Here is a 19,064-nt window from a genome sequence, read left to right on the forward strand (position 1 = left end):
TCTCTTTAACATATATCAAAAATCGATGCAACTCATAATGAGGACAGAGCTGTAAATTAGAACGATAACATAGGCCTTGCACGAGGGGTTCAGCAGCAAACTGCACCTGATTATCGATGTACAAGTATACCATTTCTGGTATACCACTTGTATAAGTTGTTCAGGCTTACAAATATAGCGTTGATCTCCCAATGTGAATGTCAATAACCATGACACGCACTCTATCGGCTTTACTTGAACCAGATTAGATCACATCGATTATTTTTAAAATAACTGTTTCAAAAAATCGATAAATTTGAATCACGACCATTTATAAATCTCCACAATCAAGCACGCTTTTCCTTAAAAACATATTTTATTATTCGGCTATTGCATAGCCGAGTTATGTAGTATGCCCATTTGGTTAAAATCTAGGTATACCGAGCTAGCCGAACGGTGACACGTAGATCAAAATACTGAAAGTGCATCCTATCACTTATTGCGTATCTATTAAATTAAAAGCGTCTTGGACCGTTTCGGTGTTCAGGTTTTCCTGCGGCGTCAACATGCCATCATTGGCTAAGAAATCATGCTGCTGAAAATAGGCTACACGAATCATGGAATAAGGATCTTGCGAGGTCTGCAATAAGCCATCAGAGCCCAGCAATTGTGTACGGGTTTCTAGTCCTTCTAATACCCATTTACCTGCGGACATCCACCAAGTGAGACAGCTCAAGAGTGGATAAAGCGCATCTACGAATCCGCCGATATCCTCACGAAGCGTAAAACTTCCGTAGCCAGGAAGATGTATGTAGGGACCATAACCTACGCCATAGTAACCTAAAGTGCTGCCGAAACGTCTCGGCTCTTCTTTATCCAGTTTTGGGTTTGCCATCGAGGCCACGTCGATTAAACCTCCCATTCCTAGCAAGGTATTTAAGAAAAAGCGGTTAAAATGTACCGCCGCCTTGCGGGGCTTCCTTGCTATAAAATAATTGACCATGGTAGCAGGCTCTTTTAGGTTCATTAAGAAATTATTTAAACCATTACGTGCCGGTTGCGGCACATAATGTTGCCAGGCCACCGCTGCCGGGCGCACTACATATGGATCCAGCACGTTGTAGTTGAAATTGAACATGCTACGGTTAAAGCTTTCCAAAGGATCCGACCAATCCTGGTTGCCCTGAATTTGATGAGTAGTACACCCTAGAAGCAGGATGCCAACGAATACTACACCTGGCAGGTGGAAATTCATTATAAAACTCCATTGTATATTTTTGTAACAATCGCACAGGATATCGCCATAAGACGAAAATATCGAAATAGTATGCTTAAGGTCATATTCTGGCCATAGCATTTAAAAAATTAATAGAATTTATCGTCGTTATAGTGAGCCGATGAAGTTCGATGTCCCGATCATTCGGCAGACACTAAAAACTTATCAGCTTCATTTTCTCTATTGAAGTGCTTCACCATGATATGGCAATGAATGACTCTAGAATCTGTCGTTACAACACGAAATTATCAAGAGTAATATGTAAATTATGATAAAAACTCACCTAGAGTTATACAAACATATACATGGCCTATTTAGAATATCTTGCTTAATTTAAGCAAATATACTTATCGAATAAAGCAGTATTACTTGACAAGCTTATTGCTCATAATTCATTGTTTTGAAACACAAAAGGATACGTGACAATATTATCGGGATAACATCTGCTTCAACAGATAACGATTTCAGCATTGTGACACACATTTCTTTGGTATAATTTTTAAAATGTATCAGAATAGCGTTTGAAGCACATTTCATTTCCCATTCAAAAGTATTCATTGCTATGCTATATCGATAATAGTCTAGTGTTGTATGTTTTGCCTGAGTATCTTAATAACAAGAATAAAGTTGGAATATCTTCAAAAACAGCTTGCTAATATAGGGTTTTTCAACGTCGCATGAGCATTGCATTGCACTCTATTTTTATTAGTTACACTACAAAAAGACGAATAATATCAATCTTTACTATATATATATCTTAAAAAATCAGTACATAAGACATCTTAGCCACGACCTATTAATAGATTAGGTAAAATCGTTCGAAAATAATAGCGTTTACCACGATAAATGTATAGATATCAACGGTACAAACATCACGACTTCACTCTAAGTGACTTCTTTCTTCGCCACCGATAAGGTAAAAATACTGGTCGGTGATGCCATTTTCTTTTAGGTGATTCAGAAAATACGGTTTCTACCGTTTTCTGCGCTGTGCTCATCGCGCCTGTGTGGTATTGAAAACGCTTGTTCTAACCATTCTGTATGGAACACGCCTTCCTTGTCGGTACGCTTATAGGTATGGGCACCAAAATAGTCGCGTTGGGCCTGAATTAGGTTAGCTGGCAAGACCGCGGAGCGGTAGCCATCATAGTAAGCAATAGCGGCAAAAAAAGTCGGAGTTGAAATACCGTTTTGAACCGCATAAGCGACAATATCGCGCAATGCTTGCTGGTAGTCATCGGCAATTTTCTTGAAATACGGCGCCAACAGCAGGTTGGCAATCGTTGCATCTTCAGCATAAGCGTCGATAATTTTTTGTAGAAACTTGGCGCGAATAATGCAACCGGCTCGAAAAATTTTCGCAATCTCGCCATACTTCAGATCCCACTGATTCTCTTCTGAGGCGGCCTTCAACTGAGAAAAACCCTGCGCATAGGAAATTATTTTACCCAGATAAAGCGCGCGGCGCACTTTCTCAATAAAATCAGCTTTGTCACCGCTAAACGCTTCTCTTTTCGGGCCGGAAAGCACTTTAGAGGCCGCCACGCGTTGCTGTTTGAGTGAAGATAAATATCGAGCAAACACTGATTCGGTAATTAAACTTAGCGGTTCACCCAAATCAAGCGAGCTTTGTGCAGTCCATTTACCAGTGCCTTTGTTGGCTGCCTCATCTAAAATGACATCGATCAAATAGTTGCCTCGCTCGTTCCTCATGGTAAAAATATCTTTAGTAATATCAATGAGGTAGCTGCTTAATTCCCCTTTGTTCCATGCACTAAAAGTGCTAGCTAGCTGCTCATTGCTTAGGCCAAGCGAATTTTTCAAAAGCGCATAGGCTTCAGCAATCAGCTGCATATCACCGTATTCGATACCGTTATGCACCATCTTGACATAATGACCAGCGCCATCAGGACCAATATAGGTCACACAAGCTTCACCGTCTGCGCGTGCGGCAATTTTTTCTAGGATTGGCGCAACTAGTTCATAGGCGTGTTTTTGGCCACCTGGCATAATTGACGGCCCTTTCATGGCCCCTTCTTCACCGCCGGACACGCCGATACCGATAAAGTTGAAACCTTCTTCCGACAGCTCGTTGTTACGGCGGATGGTGTCCTTATAAAAGGCATTGCCGCCGTCAATAAGGACGTCACCCTTTTCCAAAAAGGGTTTCAACGAGTCAATGGTTCGATCCGTACCTTCACCGGCCTTAACCATTAATAGAATGCGCCGCGGTTTTTCCAGCGAATTAATAAACTCTTCCACCCTGTAATAGGGTATTAACTTTTTCTCAGAGTTTTTCGCAATTACTTCATCGGTTTTTTGGGGCGACCGGTTAAAAATAGATACGCTGTAACCACGGCTTTCAATATTAAGCGCTAGCTTGCGCCCCATTACCGCCATACCGACGACGCCTATTTGTTGCATGGACATAACTCCTGTAATGAGTGACGACCTGCTACCGTTTGGTAAACAGGTATAATGTATATTATAGGCTAATCTAAGCACATGTTTGTAGTAATGCTTAGCGCGAGAAGAATATACGCTTGAATTGTGTCTTGATTGTGTATTGTCAGTTCGCGATAAATATCAGTAATATGACCATGTTCGATAAATGCAAGCCATAAAACGTTTGTCATCATAACGCGCTTGCCGACCACATTAGGAGTGCTGATAAAAGCTGGCGCATGGCCTCAACGACAACGCTATCCAACCGGTTTTTTAGTGAATATTAACATAGGGCGTGCCGGTCCAAATTTCTCAGCTAGTTAACAGCTTCCTACACTACACTCCAGCATTTCATGAAAGAATAGGAGAATAGAAATAAATCACAACTTGCATCGCTAACTAAAGAAAGTACGCAGTGGTGCTAAAACAACGTTGAGACGGTTGATACGAATGCAAATTTCGGCCAGCTTGTTCCTTGTCAGTGCGAATTTGAAGTTACTTATGTAAGAGTACATGTATAAGAAGGAAAAGATCGAGATTATAGCCTTTTAGGTCCGACCTCAAATACTGCATATTCTCGGCACGGTAATCTACATTCCATCGGAATTTTCTTATTCTTATATATTTACTCGTTAGTGAAAGTACGAAAGATTAATGGCATTATTTACTTGATTCTACGGGTTTCGATAATGTTTTTAGCAACGTTGTTCGGTGTTTCATTGTACTTTAAAAACTCCATGGAGTAAGAAGCTCGACCCTGAGTCTGCGAACGCAAATCGGTAGCATAATTGAACATTTCAGATAACGGGACTTGCGCACGGACATTTTTACCGGTTGTAGTGTCCACCATACCATCAATTATACCGCGACGACGGTTCAAGTCACCAATTACGTCACCCATGTAGTCTTCAGGGGTTTCAACTTCAACCATCATGATGGGTTCCAGCAAAATCGGTTTTGCTTTCATGAAGCCCTCTTTGAAGGCTATGGAACCGGCAATCTTAAACGCCATTTCAGAGGAATCGACTTCGTGGTAAGAGCCATCGAAAACAGTAACGCGGACGCCTATAATCGGGTAGCCGGCCAGAACACCGTTTTTCATTTGTTCTTGAACGCCTTTATCTATCGCCGGAACGTATTCTTTTGGTACTACGCCACCGACTATTTCGTTCAGAAATTCGTAGCTTTTATCATTCTGTTCCATTGGTTCGATACGTAGCCAAACGTGACCAAATTGACCGCGACCACCAGACTGACGAACAAACCTCCCTTCTTGCTCGATGGTAGAGCGGATCGTTTCTCGGTAGGCCACCTGCGGCTTACCAACGTTGGCTTCCACGTTAAATTCGCGACGCATACGATCGGCAAGGATTTCAAGGTGAAGCTCACCCATGCCGGCAATAATAGTTTGACCGGACTCTTCATCAGTCCACACGCGGAAAGACGGATCTTCCTGCACTAGACGGCCCAATGCCAAACCCATTTTTTCCTGATCGGTCTTAGTTTTTGGTTCTACAGCAACGGAGATAACTGGCTCCGGAAATTCCATACGCTCAAGAATAATCGGCGCGGAGATGTCACATAGAGTATCGCCGGTAGTGACATCTTTCAAGCCAATGGCCGCAGCAATATCGCCGGCGCGCACTTCCTTAATTTCTTCACGTTTGTTAGCATGCATTTGTACGATACGACCAAAACGCTCGCGCTTCTCCTTGACTGAGTTTAACACCATGTCTCCGGAATGAACAACACCGGAGTAGACACGGAAGAAGGTCAGGTTTCCGACAAACGGGTCAGTGGCGATTTTAAACGCCAGCGCCGAAAACGGCCCTTCATCGCTAGAATGACGCTTAGCGTGGGTTTCTCCGTCTTTCAGTACGCCGTTAATGGCAGCAACGTCAGTCGGTGCTGGCAGATATTCAATAACCGCATCCAGCATAGCCTGCACACCTTTGTTCTTAAATGCAGAACCACAGGTAACTAGAATAATTTCATTGTTTAGAACGCGTTGACGCAGACCGTGCTTAATTTCCTCTTCAGTCAGTTCTTCGCCGCTTAAATATTTATCCATCAGCTCTTCTGATGCTTCAGCAGCGGATTCTAATAAATGCTGGCGCCATTTATCGGCTAGCTCACTCAAATCGGCAGAGATGTCTTCATAAGTAAAGGTCACGCCCTGATCTACTTCGCTCCAATTGATTGCTTTCATCTTTACTAAGTCAATAACGCCGGTAAATTTTTCTTCCGCGCCAATAGCAAGTTGGATCGGAACCGGGTTAGTGGACAGACGTGTTTTCATTTGTTCAATTACGCGCAAGTAGTTGGCGCCTATACGATCCATTTTATTAACGAACGCGATACGTGGCACTTTGTATTTGTTTGCTTGACGCCAAACAGTTTCAGATTGCGGCTGCACGCCGCCGACCGCACAATAAATCATCACGACACCATCGAGTACGCGCATAGAACGTTCTACTTCGATGGTAAAATCAACGTGTCCAGGAGTATCAATGATGTTAATTCGGTGCAAATTAAACTGTTTAGCCATGCCGGCCCAGAAGCAGGTAGTCGCGGCAGATGTGATGGTGATACCACGTTCTTGCTCCTGCGCCATCCAGTCCATGGTGGCAGCGCCATTATGGACTTCACCGATCTTGTGGTTTACGCCAGTATAAAATAGGATACGTTCAGTCGTGGTGGTTTTACCCGCGTCAATGTGTGCACTGATACCAATGTTACGATAGTGTACGATGGGTGTTATACGAGCCATTTGAATCCTCGATTACTGAGCGTGCATTATAAACTAACCCGGTTTATCAGCTGTCCAAGCCGGGTTAGCGTAGTTATTGCGATGCGATTACCATCGGTAGTGGGCAAACGCTTTGTTAGCATCTGCCATACGGTGAACATCTTCACGTTTCTTCACAGCACCACCTTTATTTTCTGCTGCATCAGAAAGTTCGTTCGCCAAGCGTAAAGCCATAGATTTATCACCGCGTTTACGAGCAGCTTCAACGATCCAACGCATTGCTAGAGCATTGCAGCGAACCGGACGGACTTCTACTGGTACTTGATAAGTAGCGCCACCGACACGGCGCGATTTAACTTCAACAATTGGACGCACGTTGTCCAAAGCTATTTCAAAAGCTTCCTGATGCCCTTTACCAGAACGCTTCGCCAGAGTCTCCAATGCGGTATAGACAATTACCTCGGCGGTAGATTTTTTACCGTCTACCATCAGGATATTAACAAATTTAGCCAAAAGTTCAGATCCAAACCTCGGATCCGGCAGGATTTTACGTTGACCAACAACGCGACGACGTGGCATGTGGCAAGACTCCATTGTTAATTCAGGGTATCCATAACGAAGAACCATTAAACCTTTGGTTTCTTTAGGCCGTACTTAGAGCGACCCTGCTTGCGGTCTTTAACACCGGAACAGTCAAGCGCGCCACGAATAGTGTGATAACGCACACCAGGCAGATCTTTTACACGACCACCACGAATCAGGATTACGGAATGTTCCTGCAAATTATGGCCTTCACCTCCGATGTAGGAGGTAACTTCAAACCCATTGGTTAAACGAACACGACATACTTTACGCAGCGCGGAGTTCGGTTTTTTAGGGGTGGTGGTATATACGCGAGTACACACACCACGTTTTTGCGGGCAGGCGTCCAGCGCTGGAACGTTGCTCTTTGCAACCTTCATAGATCGCGGTTTGCGTACCAGCTGGTTAATTGTTGTCATTTAATAAAGCTCCTGAGTGTTTGCTGCGTAAACACGCAATAAATCGCCACCGTGGTTCCCTTGGTGGAAAATAAAGAAGGCGTGAAATTCTATTGTTGGATAGGTAAGGTGTCAAGAAACATACCATTTACTCTTACTTACCATGCCAACTGTTGCGGCTGTTTTTCTGTCAGTCTAACGAAATCAGTATAACTGATTATCGTGATATTTGGCGAAAAATAAGGAAACAGCCCGCGAGCGACAACATCGTTTTCCAATGCATGCAGCGTCAGGAGAGAAGCATTGAGCGCGCGCGCTGCCGCTGAGCCGGCCAGCCCAGCGATAACACCGTCAGATAGCAGCAGCAAGTCGTCACCTGACTGCTCGATACGCAGTAACGCTGCTACATCGCAGGCATATGGAGAACGGCTAAGAGTATATAACATAGGCGCCTCCGGCGTTAAAAGGTTATCACGGTATCATAGGCTCCAAGAAACTGGCGCCAATCCGTTACCGACAACCATTTGGCGTTCAATACCCAACCTGTATCGGCATACAGACCACGTTCCTCCGCTGATTCGGCGCAGAAATACAATCTGTCAATATTATACACTGAAAGTACACCGAAAGTGGCAATAAAGTTTCGCGCCAAAATTTGTGCCGGCTGCTGCTGCTTCAGCAGCAGCAATACGCCATCGGCGATAAAAAAGATACCGATATTTTCCGTTAATGCCGAAGTCGCCAATAACGCGTCAAGCCCTTCCCGTCCGGCGGCGGCGCCGTGTGGACCGTGGGTAAAAACAAATGCTATACGATTCATGGAAACCCTAGAGATTGTTATCGTAGAATGGAAATATTGTGTGATATCACTTCAAAATATAGGCAAAGCTCATATCGTGCTATATTTGTAGTTTGTGAGCGTTATCGTTCAACCATGGTAATATAATGGGCGCTCATCCCAATACGTGAGGCCGTTACGCGGCACTTGACGAAGATGCTCAGCTAGCGAAACGCTATTTGGAGAAATAATTGATCCTCGCCAGCCCCGCAAGCGGATAAAGCACAAACTTACGATTATACATATCGTAATGCGGTACTCTCAGACAAAGAGTGATGATTATGCGTTCGCCGAACAGTAAAATATCTAGATTAAAGTACATAGCTCAAAGCGATGTGCTTTACGCGTACGCCCCTGACATAGCTCGATTGTCTGAGTGTAATCGAGGAGCGATTCTGGGGACAAGGCCGTTTCTAACGCAACGACAGCGTTTAAAAAATCGGGTTGATCCTGCAGGCTTAGCGGACGATTGCGATAATAGGATGAACAGGCGACTAATCGAGTTTTCGGAAAGCCTGAAAGAGCGAGAAGAGTGACCTTTCCTACTTGTAAAAGCTTTGCCAAATTGCTGCCAAGAGCGAGCCAAACACGCACCATTAAGTGCTGTCGCAATTAGGTACTCGACGATATAGATGGCACGGTCGGGAACTGGTTGGCACTTCATCGCTAAGAGCGGCAAGCATCTTCTTTTTTTGAAGAGGTGCGGCGACTTGAAATTCACGCCACCAACGACTAAGTTTCTGTAGTTCAGCGCTCTTTTCGACTTCGGCTCGTAGCACCAGTAAATCATAGGCTGCGCGGAATTTGGGGCGTTCCACTAGTTTATGGGCGCGCTTACCATGGCAACGAGATAGCCGCAGCTGCAGTTGCCATATATCTCGCATCAGGGCGATTAAACGTTTCGGAATGGCCAACGTGCGACATTGTTCGTCGAGAATTTCGTCCATCGCTAGAGAAAACGCGTCGAAATAGGACAGACTGCTTTCCTGGGTTAGTTTTTGAACATGTTCCAGTAGCGGATACCACAACATAGCGGCAAATAAGAAGGCAGGATTAACCCGCATATCATTGCGTAAACGTTGATCGGTGTTAGCTAGAACGCGGATGACCATTTGCTCTATATAACTATCGCCGTGCTCCGTAAAGTGACGACTAATCAGCGGAAACAGCAGTTGAAATAGCTGGTATTCACACAGCAGGTGGTAAGTGACTTCACCATAGCCCGCTTGCAAGAGCTTGAGCGCCTCTTCAAATAGCCGCGTGGGAGGAATGTCGTGTAACAATACACCCAAGCGGGGAATTGGTTCGGCAGTTTCGCGACTGATGGTCATGTCTAGCTTGGCGGCAAAGCGCACTGCGCGCAGTGCACGTACAGGATCTTCCCGATAGCGGGTTTCCGGATCGCCAATCAGACGAATTGTGCCTTCCTGTAAATCTTTAAGCCCGCCGGTATAGTCCCGCAGAGTGAAATCGGACACGCTATAATAAAGACTGTTTACAGAAAAGTCGCGGCGCTGGGCATCTTCTTCGATGGATCCGAAAATATTATCGCGAAGCAGAATGCCGTTGTCTCCGGTTAGGGCTAATTTTCCAACATTTTTTTCAGACATTACTACTTGATGATGACCACGGAAGGTAGCGACTTCAATAATTTCTGACCCGAATATGACGTGGGCCAGCCGGAAACGGCGGCCGACTAGACGACAATTTCGAAACAATTTACGCATCTGCTCCGGGGTTGCACTGGTAGTGATATCGAAGTCTTTAGGCTTTTTACCCAGCAGTAGGTCACGCACGCCGCCGCCAACTAAGTAGGCTTCGTACCCTGCTTTTTTCAAGCGGTAAAGAACCTTTAATGCGTTTTCACTGATCTCCTTGCGGGAGATGGTATGCTTGTCGCGCGGAATAATCGTCAAAAGGCGTCTATCCTCGGGTGCCGTTTCTACGCTTGCACGATTAAATATCTTACGGCAGAAGTTAGCTACTCGGATAAAAATAGTACACCTCAACAGTAACAAATGAACAAAACAGTTTCAAACTGCAGCTAATAATAGCTTACTTCTTTCAATTTTTAAAATGTGGCGCTGTCCCTGACAGGAGGGCCAGTACGGCATCAAGCTGTCAGCAGCATACACTCAAGGTAACAAATGTAGCGCCTGCGCCATCATCGATCAGAAGCCGTTTATCGGCAGCGCCGGCACGTAATTTTATTTAATTATTGCAATTCTAACGACGACATAACCAGGAATACAGTCGGATTCTTTATAACCACGTACTGCGCACAACCTCCCGCGTCCGCCTGTGCGGAAAAATAAATACTGTTGCGATTTTCTTCAGACAGGCAGTCCACATTAGGTGCTAATAGTTCTTGTCATGGGTGAAAACTGTGACATTAATTGTTCTATCGTTAAACAAAACAATAGACACCTTAGATTCAGTTAAATCGCTTATTATGCTGTTCTAATGCTAAATGAATTTAACTATTATTTATAACTCCAATATTTTATCTTATAATGACAGTTTTTAATCTTTCTATTTTAGAACAAAATTATAAGCCTTACGTCTTGTAACAATAAAACAAGCCACGTCTACAGTCTCTTTACGACGATAATCGTGGTATAGCGTAATTATCATGGCAAGGTATTTGCGGCGCTAGGAACATACCTATTGCCGCGATAAATGCAGGCCTGCAAATAGTTATTGAAGGCGGTATAACTTCAAGGAACATAGGCGGCAGTAAATTAGTTTACCCTTGCCATATCATTTGCTTTTCTCGAATTTCAGCCAGAGTTTTGCAGTCAATGCATAAATCGGCGGTCGGCCGCGCTTCTAAGCGGCGCACGCCTATTTCTACGCCACAGGATTCACAGAAGCCGAAATCGTTATTTTCGACTTTCCTGAGTGTGTGCTCAATTTTTTTGATAAGTTTACGCTCCCGGTCACGATTTCGTAGCTCAAGGCTGAATTCTTCTTCCTGTGCGGCACGATCTACTGGGTCTGGGAAGTTAGCAGCTTCATCTTGCATATACGAGACAGTACGCCAGACATCATCTCTGAGCTGATTAAGCCACGCTTGCAAAATATGCTTGAAATGTAGCAGCTGGTCTACATTCATGTATTTTTCACCAGGCTTTTTCTGGTACGCTTCCACCCCGGCGATGGCGAGAATGCTTAAGGAGGATGTCTTACGATTTTGGTTTTCTTGCATGGTACTTCTCCTTCTAACACGCACTAGCGATCCTCAACGTGAGAAAAAACAAGCTGTTACAAATAACAGATGACATTAAGATTGGCAATTATTCATAACGCTTATTCGACAATGATGTCAAGAAAAGAACATGTAATGCAACGGTAACATTATTGCTGTATCTATATAGTAGGGATTGGTCTAGCGGACCAACGACATCCAATTAAACTCGCATGCAGTACGTTAAAACAGCATGGCACAATCCTTATTGTGCATTGCCTGTAATACTCGTAAATATTTTTATCCGAGAAGCGTAACTGGATCTGAGAAACAAACCGTTTGGCATTATAATAATGTTACTAATTTTACCGCTATAATATAGCTGATCAAGTCGATTTTTTACCAAACATAATTAATTTATCTGCTGTTCTCTATGTCATGTCGCGCTCTATCGTTCAGTTGCACAGCTACCCTATTAATACTTGTTCTGATATCTTCATTTCCACGGAAATGTTGTCGCTTTACAAAGCGTTCCGCAGCTTGCTGTATGTAAGCGGCATCAGCAATAGTATAGAAAAAGTAATGATACTAGAACTTCGGCGGTTAACGTTGTCGGTCGATATACTGATCCTATTAAGGCTGATTCTTGCTAGAATCTGGCGCCTGTTGTCCAGGCTATGACCGGGATACGCTTACAATCCGTACCTGAGTACGATGCTGTCTTATCTAGCTTTCAGCTTGCTACAAGTTAGTTAAAGTCCGGACGCTCGCATTCGTTAATTGTTAAGCTGGCCGTACCGTCGACATGTAATGGAATTAGGATAAAGCAGTTTTAGGTCGTATAGCGCAAGTGCTTGAGACGCCTGTTGCACACCGCTAAATCTGTCTAGATACTAAACTCTTTCTACAGGAAGATGTTTCCCTCTTCGTTATCAGCAGAGTAAGCAATAGGCATCTCGCGTAGAAGAAAAGAACGTAACGATTGTCCTAAAGCTGCTATCACTTACCCTTCAGCCGTTCCAAATCAATCATAATTTAGCAATTTTGGTATGGCGTTTATCGCGAGGGGCATAAAGATATGGAAGGGCGTCATTCAAAACACCCCGCGCTGGACGATCCGACGGAAATATCGCCATTCGGCACATACGTAAGCCACAATAATGAAAATTTAGAGATTTCGCTTGCGGTTAGGACGAAATGGGGGAACAAAGCAGACGGTTTAGTCGTCGGTAGTTGGGAAAATAATAAACGATATTTGGGATGATGGTGCTCATCATGGATGATCGTTAGCCTGTAAGGCTCCGCGTAAGGCTGTATTACGCCGCCGGCGGGATGATCGTGATAATTGAACCGTGCCAAGATAATGACCAAGAAAAGGAGCACCTGATGCCGCTACGTAAGGAAAAAGAAGGCGTACCGCAGAAAAAATGCTGCTTGTTAGGTAGACTTGTGTGTCTCTTACCACTGCTAGTGGTCGTTGTTGCAATTTATGGTGTGTATTTGGATACGCAAGTTCGTCACCGTATTGATGGAAAAGTCTGGCAACTCCCGGCAGTAGTCTATAGCCGCATGATAAACCTGGAGCCAGGCGTGTCTTACAGCCGCAGCAATATGGCGACGCTGCTTGTAGGAATGCAGTACCGCGAGGTATCGCGGATTAGCCGGCCAGGGGAATTCACTATACGCGGCAACAGCATCGAACTGCTACGCAGGCCGTTCGATTTTCCAGACAACAAAGAGGGCCAAATCCATGTCCGCATGACCTTTACTAAAAACCAACTGCTGGAAATCAAGAACCAAGAAACCGGTCGCAATTTTGGTGTCTTCCGTCTCGACCCGAGGTTGATCGCCATGTTGCAATCCCCGAAGGGTGAACAGCGGCTGTTTGTACCGCGCAACGGTTTTCCAGACCTGCTAGTAGATACCTTAATTGCTACCGAAGACCGGCATTTCTATCAGCATGATGGCATCAGTCTCTCATCCATCTGTCGTGCCTTCCTGGCTAATATTATCGCTGGACGCACGGTGCAAGGCGGCAGTACGCTGACACAACAATTGGTAAAAAACTTGTTTTTGATTAATGAACGTTCATTATGGCGTAAGGCTAATGAAGCCTATATAGCGCTGATTGTTGATCATCGCTATAGCAAAGATCGCGTCCTAGAGTTATATATGAACGAGGTGTATCTCGGCCAAAACGGTAGTGATCAAATCCGCGGCTTCCCGTTGGCTAGTTTGTATTATTTCGGCCGCCCGGTGGATGAACTTAGTCTCGATCAGCAAGCGATGCTAGTGGGGATGGTAAAAGGAGCATCGTTATATAATCCCTGGCGAAATCCCAAACTAGCGTTGGAACGGCGCAATTTGGTGCTAAAATTGCTAGAGAAACAAAAAATTATTGACAACAAGTTATACAATATACTCAGTGCTCGCCAGCTAAAAGTACAACCGCGCGGAGGGATATTGACGCCCCAGCCGGCTTTTATGCAGATGGTGCGTGAAGAGCTACAAAGTAAGCTTGGCGATAAGATTAACGATTTGTCTGGCGTCAAAATTTTTACCACGCTGGATCCACTGTCACAAGATGCGGCAGAAAAAGCGCTTGAAATCGGAATCCCCGCCCTGCGCGCCAGCCGCGGCATAAAGGACTTGGAAGCCGCTATGGTGGTGGTCGATCGATTCAGCGGCGAAGTCCGCGCGATGGTAGGCGGATCAGAGCCGCAGTTTGCGGGATTTAATCGCGCGATGCAAGCGCGACGTTCAGTGGGCTCACTGGCGAAACCAGCCACCTATTTGACCGCCTTGAGTGATCCGGACAAATATCGTCTCAACACTTGGATACCTGATGAACCGATTACCCTGAAGCAACCCAATGGCAGACTGTGGTCGCCAAAAAATTACGATCGTCGATTTCGCGGTAAAGTCATGTTAGTAGATGCTTTGACTAAATCGCTTAACGTACCGACAGTCAATCTCGGTCTGTCGGTCGGGCTTGATCGTCTTACTGCTACCCTAATGAAGTTAGGGGTTCCCTCTTCAGGACTAAACCCGGTGCCGTCGATGTTGCTTGGCGCTATCAGCCTCACACCAATAGAAGTAGCGCAGGAATTCCAGACTATTGCCAGCGGAGGTAATCATGCTACGCTATCAGCAGTACGATCGGTAATAGGGGAAGACGGGGCCGTGCTATTTCAAAGTTTGCCTCAATCAGAGAGGGTTCTTCCCGCTCAGGCAGCCTATCTAACGCTTTATGCGATGCAGCAGGTTGTGGTACGAGGAACATCGCGTTCGCTATCAGTGCAATTTCCGTCTTCACATTTAGCGGCGAAAACAGGGACAACCAACGATTTACGTGATAGCTGGTTCGTTGGTATTGACGGAAAAGAGGTCTCCATTTCCTGGGTTGGTCGAGATAATAATGGTCCAGCTAAGTTGAGCGGGGCTAACGGCGCATTGACTCTGTATCGCCGTTATCTCGAAAAACAAGCGCCGTTGACGCTACATTTGACACCACCAGAGGGTATCAGCCAGATACCTATTGACTATGCTGGAAATTTCGTTTGCAACGGCGGCAGCGAGATGCGCACATTGCCGGTGTGGACCGATAACCCGCAGTCTCTGTGTCAGTTGACCCAGATGCAAGTTCAACAGCAGATTGACACCGACGCGCCGGTAGAAAAGTCGCAGCAACACTTAATCTTGCAAGATAAGAAAAAAGACGGTAACGGTGTTACAAATTGGATTTGGAGAATATTTAGTAAATAGCTCTTGAACGTGGCCGCCACTTACTTTACTCTGACCGCTTGGTGTGGTTGTTAATTTGAGTGCAAAAATTTCCATGATTAGCCCCACTTCGTCATAATTGTCTCCTGCTGCCATGGCATATTCCATGGCCTGACCGATTAGGCTCTGCGTGCGGTTTATATGAATTAATCGGCGTTACTCGCAAAGTGCAATTATAACTCGATGCAAGGTAATATATTGACCAATGATCTTATCATGCTTCAATTTTAATTTTGAAAAGTAAATGGTTTTACAAGTTACATTAGCAGTAAAGTCCAGTCAGACCGTATAAATCGATAATTGCTGTAACGTCTGTGCATTTCTCGCTTACAAAACATGAAGAGTAACTCATTAACACAGAACAGACAGCGCTATGCTACGTACATATCGTCTGCTTCAATTCAGATAGTTCAGATCCGACTATCAGTCAGTCTGATTTGACGTTAAATGCATCAAAACGGTATTGAGGTTCATTCTCACCGTATCCCTGCATCTAGAACTATTTATAGTTACGCGGCTCGATCGCAAAAATGAAGCTGCAAATGAATTATTACATCATACTCTATTGATTGCACTTAACATAATTTTAAATTTTTAGGCAGAAGGGTTTCATGAAGCGGCAATAGTCAACTGAATTTGTCCACGTTCAGCATTCAATCCTTACAGCAACGCGGTATACATTGGTCTTTTTCTTGATGGTAATCACTGGCGACTTGCTTGCATGCAGCAGACGAAATGACATAGTAGCATCATCGCGCTGAGTCAGATGCGTCAGACTATACGCTAGCATGCGGCTAATGATCACAAACGGCATTTGTAGATGCACTTTTATATCAATTTCTTCAATATCTAGTACCAAGAATCGATACGCATATATTTTTTTATTGTTCTAACGAACAAAACGATTATAAGTATTGTTTAACACTCATAATATCAGGCGGAAAATCTCTTCAGGGAAACTGCAATAAATAAATATCTGTTATCCTGCTCGATGTTGCGTCATTTATCCCTAAGAAATAAGAATTTAACTCTTTCTCAGAGGAGATCTCATGTCGATGTGTGCAAGTAATGTCATAGCTGTCTATTACATTAGACTAGCGAACGGATAGTTGACCGATCTTACCCGGCGCTCTTTCGGCTTAATGACAGCAGCTTTTAAAATTAAAATAGTCCTGCTTGCCTGCATAAGGGAGACAGGAAACCTGCTCGTCATCACCGGAAGCTGAGTGTAATCTGTTTAATTACTCTTTACCGTCCGCAATACTAGCAAAGTAATCCTCTTATGACTCATAAGAGGAAATGAAAGCGCGTATACTGCTGGCTAATCGCAGATAGGCAATTAGCTTTTGAAGCACATGTTAGTAACGTACGGTGTACCGATCCTATGTATTACCATACTGAGTTCAAGCGGTATGGACAGATGTGCGCAGCCGAAAATTATGCGGTATTTGACGCCACTTGTCAGCAGGTTGCAAAGTGCCACATAGAAATGGCACGCGCTAGCCGTAAAGGCAACGAAGCTATTTTGGTCATTTTGAAGTTGAGGCATCTAATATAATAACCCTACCGACGCCTGCGTCTAGTGAAATCATATGAGAGTGTTTGACATTTGAGATCAAAAACGTGACAAATTGTGTTTTATGATACTGACTAAACTATCTGTAGATGATATTTTAGTCAGTATCAACGCGCTACGCGTCTTTTCTACGGCATTATTGGACCGCGTAAAAAAGATATTTGCTTTGCTACGACATCGATGAAAACACTCTTTCAACTCTAATGGGTTAGCTCAACTGGTTCAGCGGATAAGAAAGCAGGCCTATTTGCTTGATAGTGTCAACAATATTCAAGGAAAATAGTTCTAGCGTTACCGCTAGTACGTTAGGACTGGATATTCTGGTACAGTGGATAATTGAGCACTTGCGCATGTTATGTGCTGAAGATGTGAAAGAGCTTATAGACCAAAAGAGAACGTTGTTTTAGGAGTACCGAAGATTCTTATCTAGAAGTGAAAATGCTGGTACAGCGCGTACCTTGTCGCTTTACTATCTGATTGCTTGCAAGTATTGCACTGGAATTCATTCCTTATCAAACTGATAAAGCAGATAGTAACCAGAAGCAAAGGTAGCAATCTGGAGCAATACGCTGAGGGACAATCAGTTCTTTATTCGCCGCGATTATATGCTGTCAGTATCACCAAATGCGCAGTAGCTAAACTCAGTATGCTGATAGTGACATATGTGCGTTTAGCGCCAATATTCTCTGGCGGATGCGGTAACAATGGCTTAATTAACCGTGGATAAATGAGCATAAATTCTACCGAATGATTGAACGTAGAACTGTCAGATATTATGGGAGTTTACGCGTCTCCTGCGATAAACAACGATTTACTCTATGAAAAGCTTATCAACGCAGCTGTACTGAACAATTATTCGAACTGTGCAAAAAAAAATCAATTATCAACATTATTGCTTATCAGCTGCGTAATTTATTGCGAATTCATTATTAGAACGGATTTTTGCTGGCGATAATGTACGAACGGAGTTAACCTAAGCCTAAACAATAATGTCATAAGAATGAGAGGATTTATGAGCAATATACCAATCCGTATCGCGGTTGCCGGAGCAGGCGGCCGAATGTACCACCACCTTATTAAGGCGGTGGTACAGTCGAAAGAAGCGACATTGGGTGCTGCGTTAGCTCGTACCGGTTCAACATTGTGCGGTGTAGACTCTGGTGAGGTAGCCGGTATCGGTGCCTTGGGTGTAACGATAAACGGTGAACTGACAGAGATAAAAAAAGACGATTTTGACATTCTTATCGATTTCACTCGTCCTGACGCTACCATGACGTATCTGGAATTCTGCCGTCAGTACCACAAAGGTATCGTGATCGGCACAACCGGCTTCAACAATGCCCAAAAAGAAGTTATTAGCACTGCAGCACAAGAGACGAAGATTGTTTTTTCTGCTAATTTCAGCGTTGGTGTCAACCTGACGATTAAGCTTCTGGAGAAGGCAGCGCAGATCATGGGAGAAAAAGCCGATATTGAAATTATCGAGATCCATCACCGACACAAAGTGGATGCTCCTTCAGGCACCGCGCTGGCTATGGGCGAAGCGATAGCAGGCGTGCTAGGACGTGATCTGGCTCATTGCGCTGTGTACAGCCGTGAAGGGCATACCGGCGAACGTAAAACAAAAAGTATCGGCTTCGCCACAGTTCGTGCCGGCGACATTGTCGGTGAGCATACTGCAATGTTTGTTGATATCGGAGAACGCCTGGAGATAACCCATAAGGCGTCTAGCAGGATGACGTTTGCTATCGGGGCGGTTCGTGCCGCTGTTTGGCTTTCTGCCCAGAAAAGAGGCCTTTTTGACATGGTCGATGTACTTAACCTCTAGTTCGTTTATCGGCATGAAGGTTAAGGCAAAAGATATATTGTGATAATCTTATATTGTTGATTTGATATTATTTTATTGGCGCTTAAATAAGCTATTATGTAATATTTTTATTCAAATTATTTTGTAAATGGATAGATGTATCATATATTATATCAATTATACAAAAGGCTATTTTGAATTTATTGAATAGTATTGAGATCATAGTCACAAGTTAGAATAGACAATTAATTTGTCTTTTGAGATAAAACAAGAAAGTGTAAATCTATAATTTAAAAAGATGAATTTTACTACCACATTATTAACACGACATTTTAATTGCTACTGAAAATCGCGTCCTTTTTTATCTAGGAGAATCAGGCCAATGTTGAAGACAACGAATTATTTAATTCAGTGTGTTAAATCCTAAGAACAGTCCCGAAGTGA

14 protein-coding genes and 1 pseudogene are annotated in these 19,064 nt (G+C 44.0%); 3 read left to right on the forward strand and 12 right to left on the reverse strand.

All coding sequences use genetic code 11. The features are described from left to right. Positions 1–475 precede the first annotated feature (475 nt). The 12 genes and pseudogenes from mlaA to A4A68_RS03935 form a co-directional block, all read right to left on the reverse strand. Positions 476–1,234, reverse strand: a complete 759-nt coding sequence (mlaA, locus tag A4A68_RS02765) for a phospholipid-binding lipoprotein MlaA (RefSeq protein ID WP_067566338.1) — start codon at positions 1,232–1,234, stop codon at positions 476–478. 1,047 nt (positions 1,235–2,281) lie between these two features. After that, positions 2,282–3,685, reverse strand: a pseudogene (gndA, locus tag A4A68_RS02770) (NADP-dependent phosphogluconate dehydrogenase); the annotation flags it as partial. Between the two features lie 679 nt (positions 3,686–4,364). Further along, positions 4,365–6,470 carry an elongation factor G gene (gene fusA, locus A4A68_RS02775; RefSeq protein WP_067566341.1) on the reverse strand — a complete coding sequence of 702 codons (2,106 nt, stop codon included), beginning with the start codon at positions 6,468–6,470 and terminating at the stop codon, positions 4,365–4,367. Between the two features lie 87 nt (positions 6,471–6,557). After that, a complete protein-coding gene (gene rpsG / locus A4A68_RS02780; protein ID WP_067566344.1) occupies positions 6,558–7,028 on the reverse strand; it encodes a 30S ribosomal protein S7 in 471 nt (156 codons plus the stop codon). Between the two features lie 47 nt (positions 7,029–7,075). Continuing rightward, positions 7,076–7,450 (reverse strand): 30S ribosomal protein S12, encoded by a 375-nt coding sequence (rpsL, locus tag A4A68_RS02785; protein WP_067566347.1) that lies wholly within the window; start codon positions 7,448–7,450, stop codon positions 7,076–7,078. Between the two features lie 137 nt (positions 7,451–7,587). Continuing rightward, entirely contained in the window at positions 7,588–7,875 is a 288-nt protein-coding gene (gene tusB, locus A4A68_RS02790) for a sulfurtransferase complex subunit TusB (protein ID WP_067566349.1), read from the reverse strand. Between the two features lie 14 nt (positions 7,876–7,889). Next, the gene (gene tusC, locus A4A68_RS02795) at positions 7,890–8,249 is read right to left on the reverse strand and encodes a sulfurtransferase complex subunit TusC (RefSeq protein WP_067566351.1); all 360 of its coding nucleotides are present in this window, start codon (positions 8,247–8,249) and stop codon (positions 7,890–7,892) included. 193 nt (positions 8,250–8,442) lie between these two features. Beyond that, positions 8,443–8,589, reverse strand: a complete 147-nt coding sequence (locus tag A4A68_RS03780) for a 2-amino-4-hydroxy-6-hydroxymethyldihydropteridine diphosphokinase (RefSeq protein ID WP_320409005.1) — start codon at positions 8,587–8,589, stop codon at positions 8,443–8,445. Then, complete coding sequence (gene folK / locus A4A68_RS03785; RefSeq protein WP_320409006.1) at positions 8,574–8,864, reverse strand: 2-amino-4-hydroxy-6-hydroxymethyldihydropteridine diphosphokinase; 291 nt, start codon at positions 8,862–8,864, stop codon at positions 8,574–8,576. The genes A4A68_RS03780 and folK overlap by 16 nt, the downstream gene beginning before the upstream one ends. Further along, the gene (gene pcnB / locus A4A68_RS02805) at positions 8,864–10,264 is read right to left on the reverse strand and encodes a polynucleotide adenylyltransferase PcnB (RefSeq protein WP_231938072.1); all 1,401 of its coding nucleotides are present in this window, start codon (positions 10,262–10,264) and stop codon (positions 8,864–8,866) included. Before pcnB ends, folK begins: the two co-directional genes overlap by 1 nt. 749 nt (positions 10,265–11,013) lie before the next feature. Continuing rightward, a complete protein-coding gene (dksA, locus tag A4A68_RS02810) occupies positions 11,014–11,475 on the reverse strand; it encodes an RNA polymerase-binding protein DksA (protein ID WP_067566357.1) in 462 nt (153 codons plus the stop codon). A 1,068-nt stretch (positions 11,476–12,543) separates the two neighbouring features. Beyond that, the gene (locus tag A4A68_RS03935) at positions 12,544–12,813 is read right to left on the reverse strand and encodes a hypothetical protein (RefSeq protein WP_158648180.1); all 270 of its coding nucleotides are present in this window, start codon (positions 12,811–12,813) and stop codon (positions 12,544–12,546) included. Between the two features lie 27 nt (positions 12,814–12,840). On the opposite strand from A4A68_RS03935, the gene mrcB reads away from it, so the two are divergent. The 3 genes from mrcB to dapB all read left to right on the forward strand — a co-directional run bounded on the left by mrcB (position 12,841) and on the right by dapB (position 18,641). Further along, the gene (mrcB, locus tag A4A68_RS02820) at positions 12,841–15,219 is read left to right on the forward strand and encodes a bifunctional glycosyl transferase/transpeptidase (RefSeq protein ID WP_408605373.1); all 2,379 of its coding nucleotides are present in this window, start codon (positions 12,841–12,843) and stop codon (positions 15,217–15,219) included. Between the two features lie 1,851 nt (positions 15,220–17,070). Further along, on the forward strand, positions 17,071–17,220 hold the full coding sequence (locus A4A68_RS03750) for a hypothetical protein (protein WP_231938058.1): 150 nt from the start codon (positions 17,071–17,073) through the stop codon (positions 17,218–17,220). Positions 17,221–17,825: 605 nt separating this feature from the next. After that, a complete protein-coding gene (gene dapB / locus A4A68_RS02830) occupies positions 17,826–18,641 on the forward strand; it encodes a 4-hydroxy-tetrahydrodipicolinate reductase (protein ID WP_067566366.1) in 816 nt (271 codons plus the stop codon). Positions 18,642–19,064 lie beyond the last annotated feature (423 nt).

This window comes from Candidatus Doolittlea endobia (genome assembly GCF_900039485.1).
Lineage (GTDB): Bacteria > Pseudomonadota > Gammaproteobacteria > Enterobacterales > Enterobacteriaceae > Doolittlea > Doolittlea endobia.

Excerpts from the sequence above, each read along its gene's own strand:
- mlaA (WP_067566338.1), bottom strand. The coding sequence starts at position 1,234 with ATGAATTTCCACCTGCCAGGTGTAGTATTCGTTGGCATCCTGCTTCTA.
- fusA (WP_067566341.1), bottom strand. The coding sequence starts at position 6,470 with ATGGCTCGTATAACACCCATCGTACACTATCGTAACATTGGTATCAGT.
- rpsG (WP_067566344.1), bottom strand. The coding sequence starts at position 7,028 with ATGCCACGTCGTCGCGTTGTTGGTCAACGTAAAATCCTGCCGGATCCG.
- rpsL (WP_067566347.1), bottom strand. The coding sequence starts at position 7,450 with ATGACAACAATTAACCAGCTGGTACGCAAACCGCGATCTATGAAGGTT.
- tusB (WP_067566349.1), bottom strand. The coding sequence starts at position 7,875 with ATGTTATATACTCTTAGCCGTTCTCCATATGCCTGCGATGTAGCAGCG.
- tusC (WP_067566351.1), bottom strand. The coding sequence starts at position 8,249 with ATGAATCGTATAGCATTTGTTTTTACCCACGGTCCACACGGCGCCGCC.
- A4A68_RS03780 (WP_320409005.1), bottom strand. The coding sequence starts at position 8,589 with ATGTACTTTAATCTAGATATTTTACTGTTCGGCGAACGCATAATCATC.
- folK (WP_320409006.1), bottom strand. The coding sequence starts at position 8,864 with ATGGTGCGTGTTTGGCTCGCTCTTGGCAGCAATTTGGCAAAGCTTTTA.
- dksA (WP_067566357.1), bottom strand. The coding sequence starts at position 11,475 with ATGCAAGAAAACCAAAATCGTAAGACATCCTCCTTAAGCATTCTCGCC.
- mrcB (WP_408605373.1), top strand. The coding sequence starts at position 12,841 with ATGCCGCTACGTAAGGAAAAAGAAGGCGTACCGCAGAAAAAATGCTGC.
- dapB (WP_067566366.1), top strand. The coding sequence starts at position 17,826 with ATGAGCAATATACCAATCCGTATCGCGGTTGCCGGAGCAGGCGGCCGA.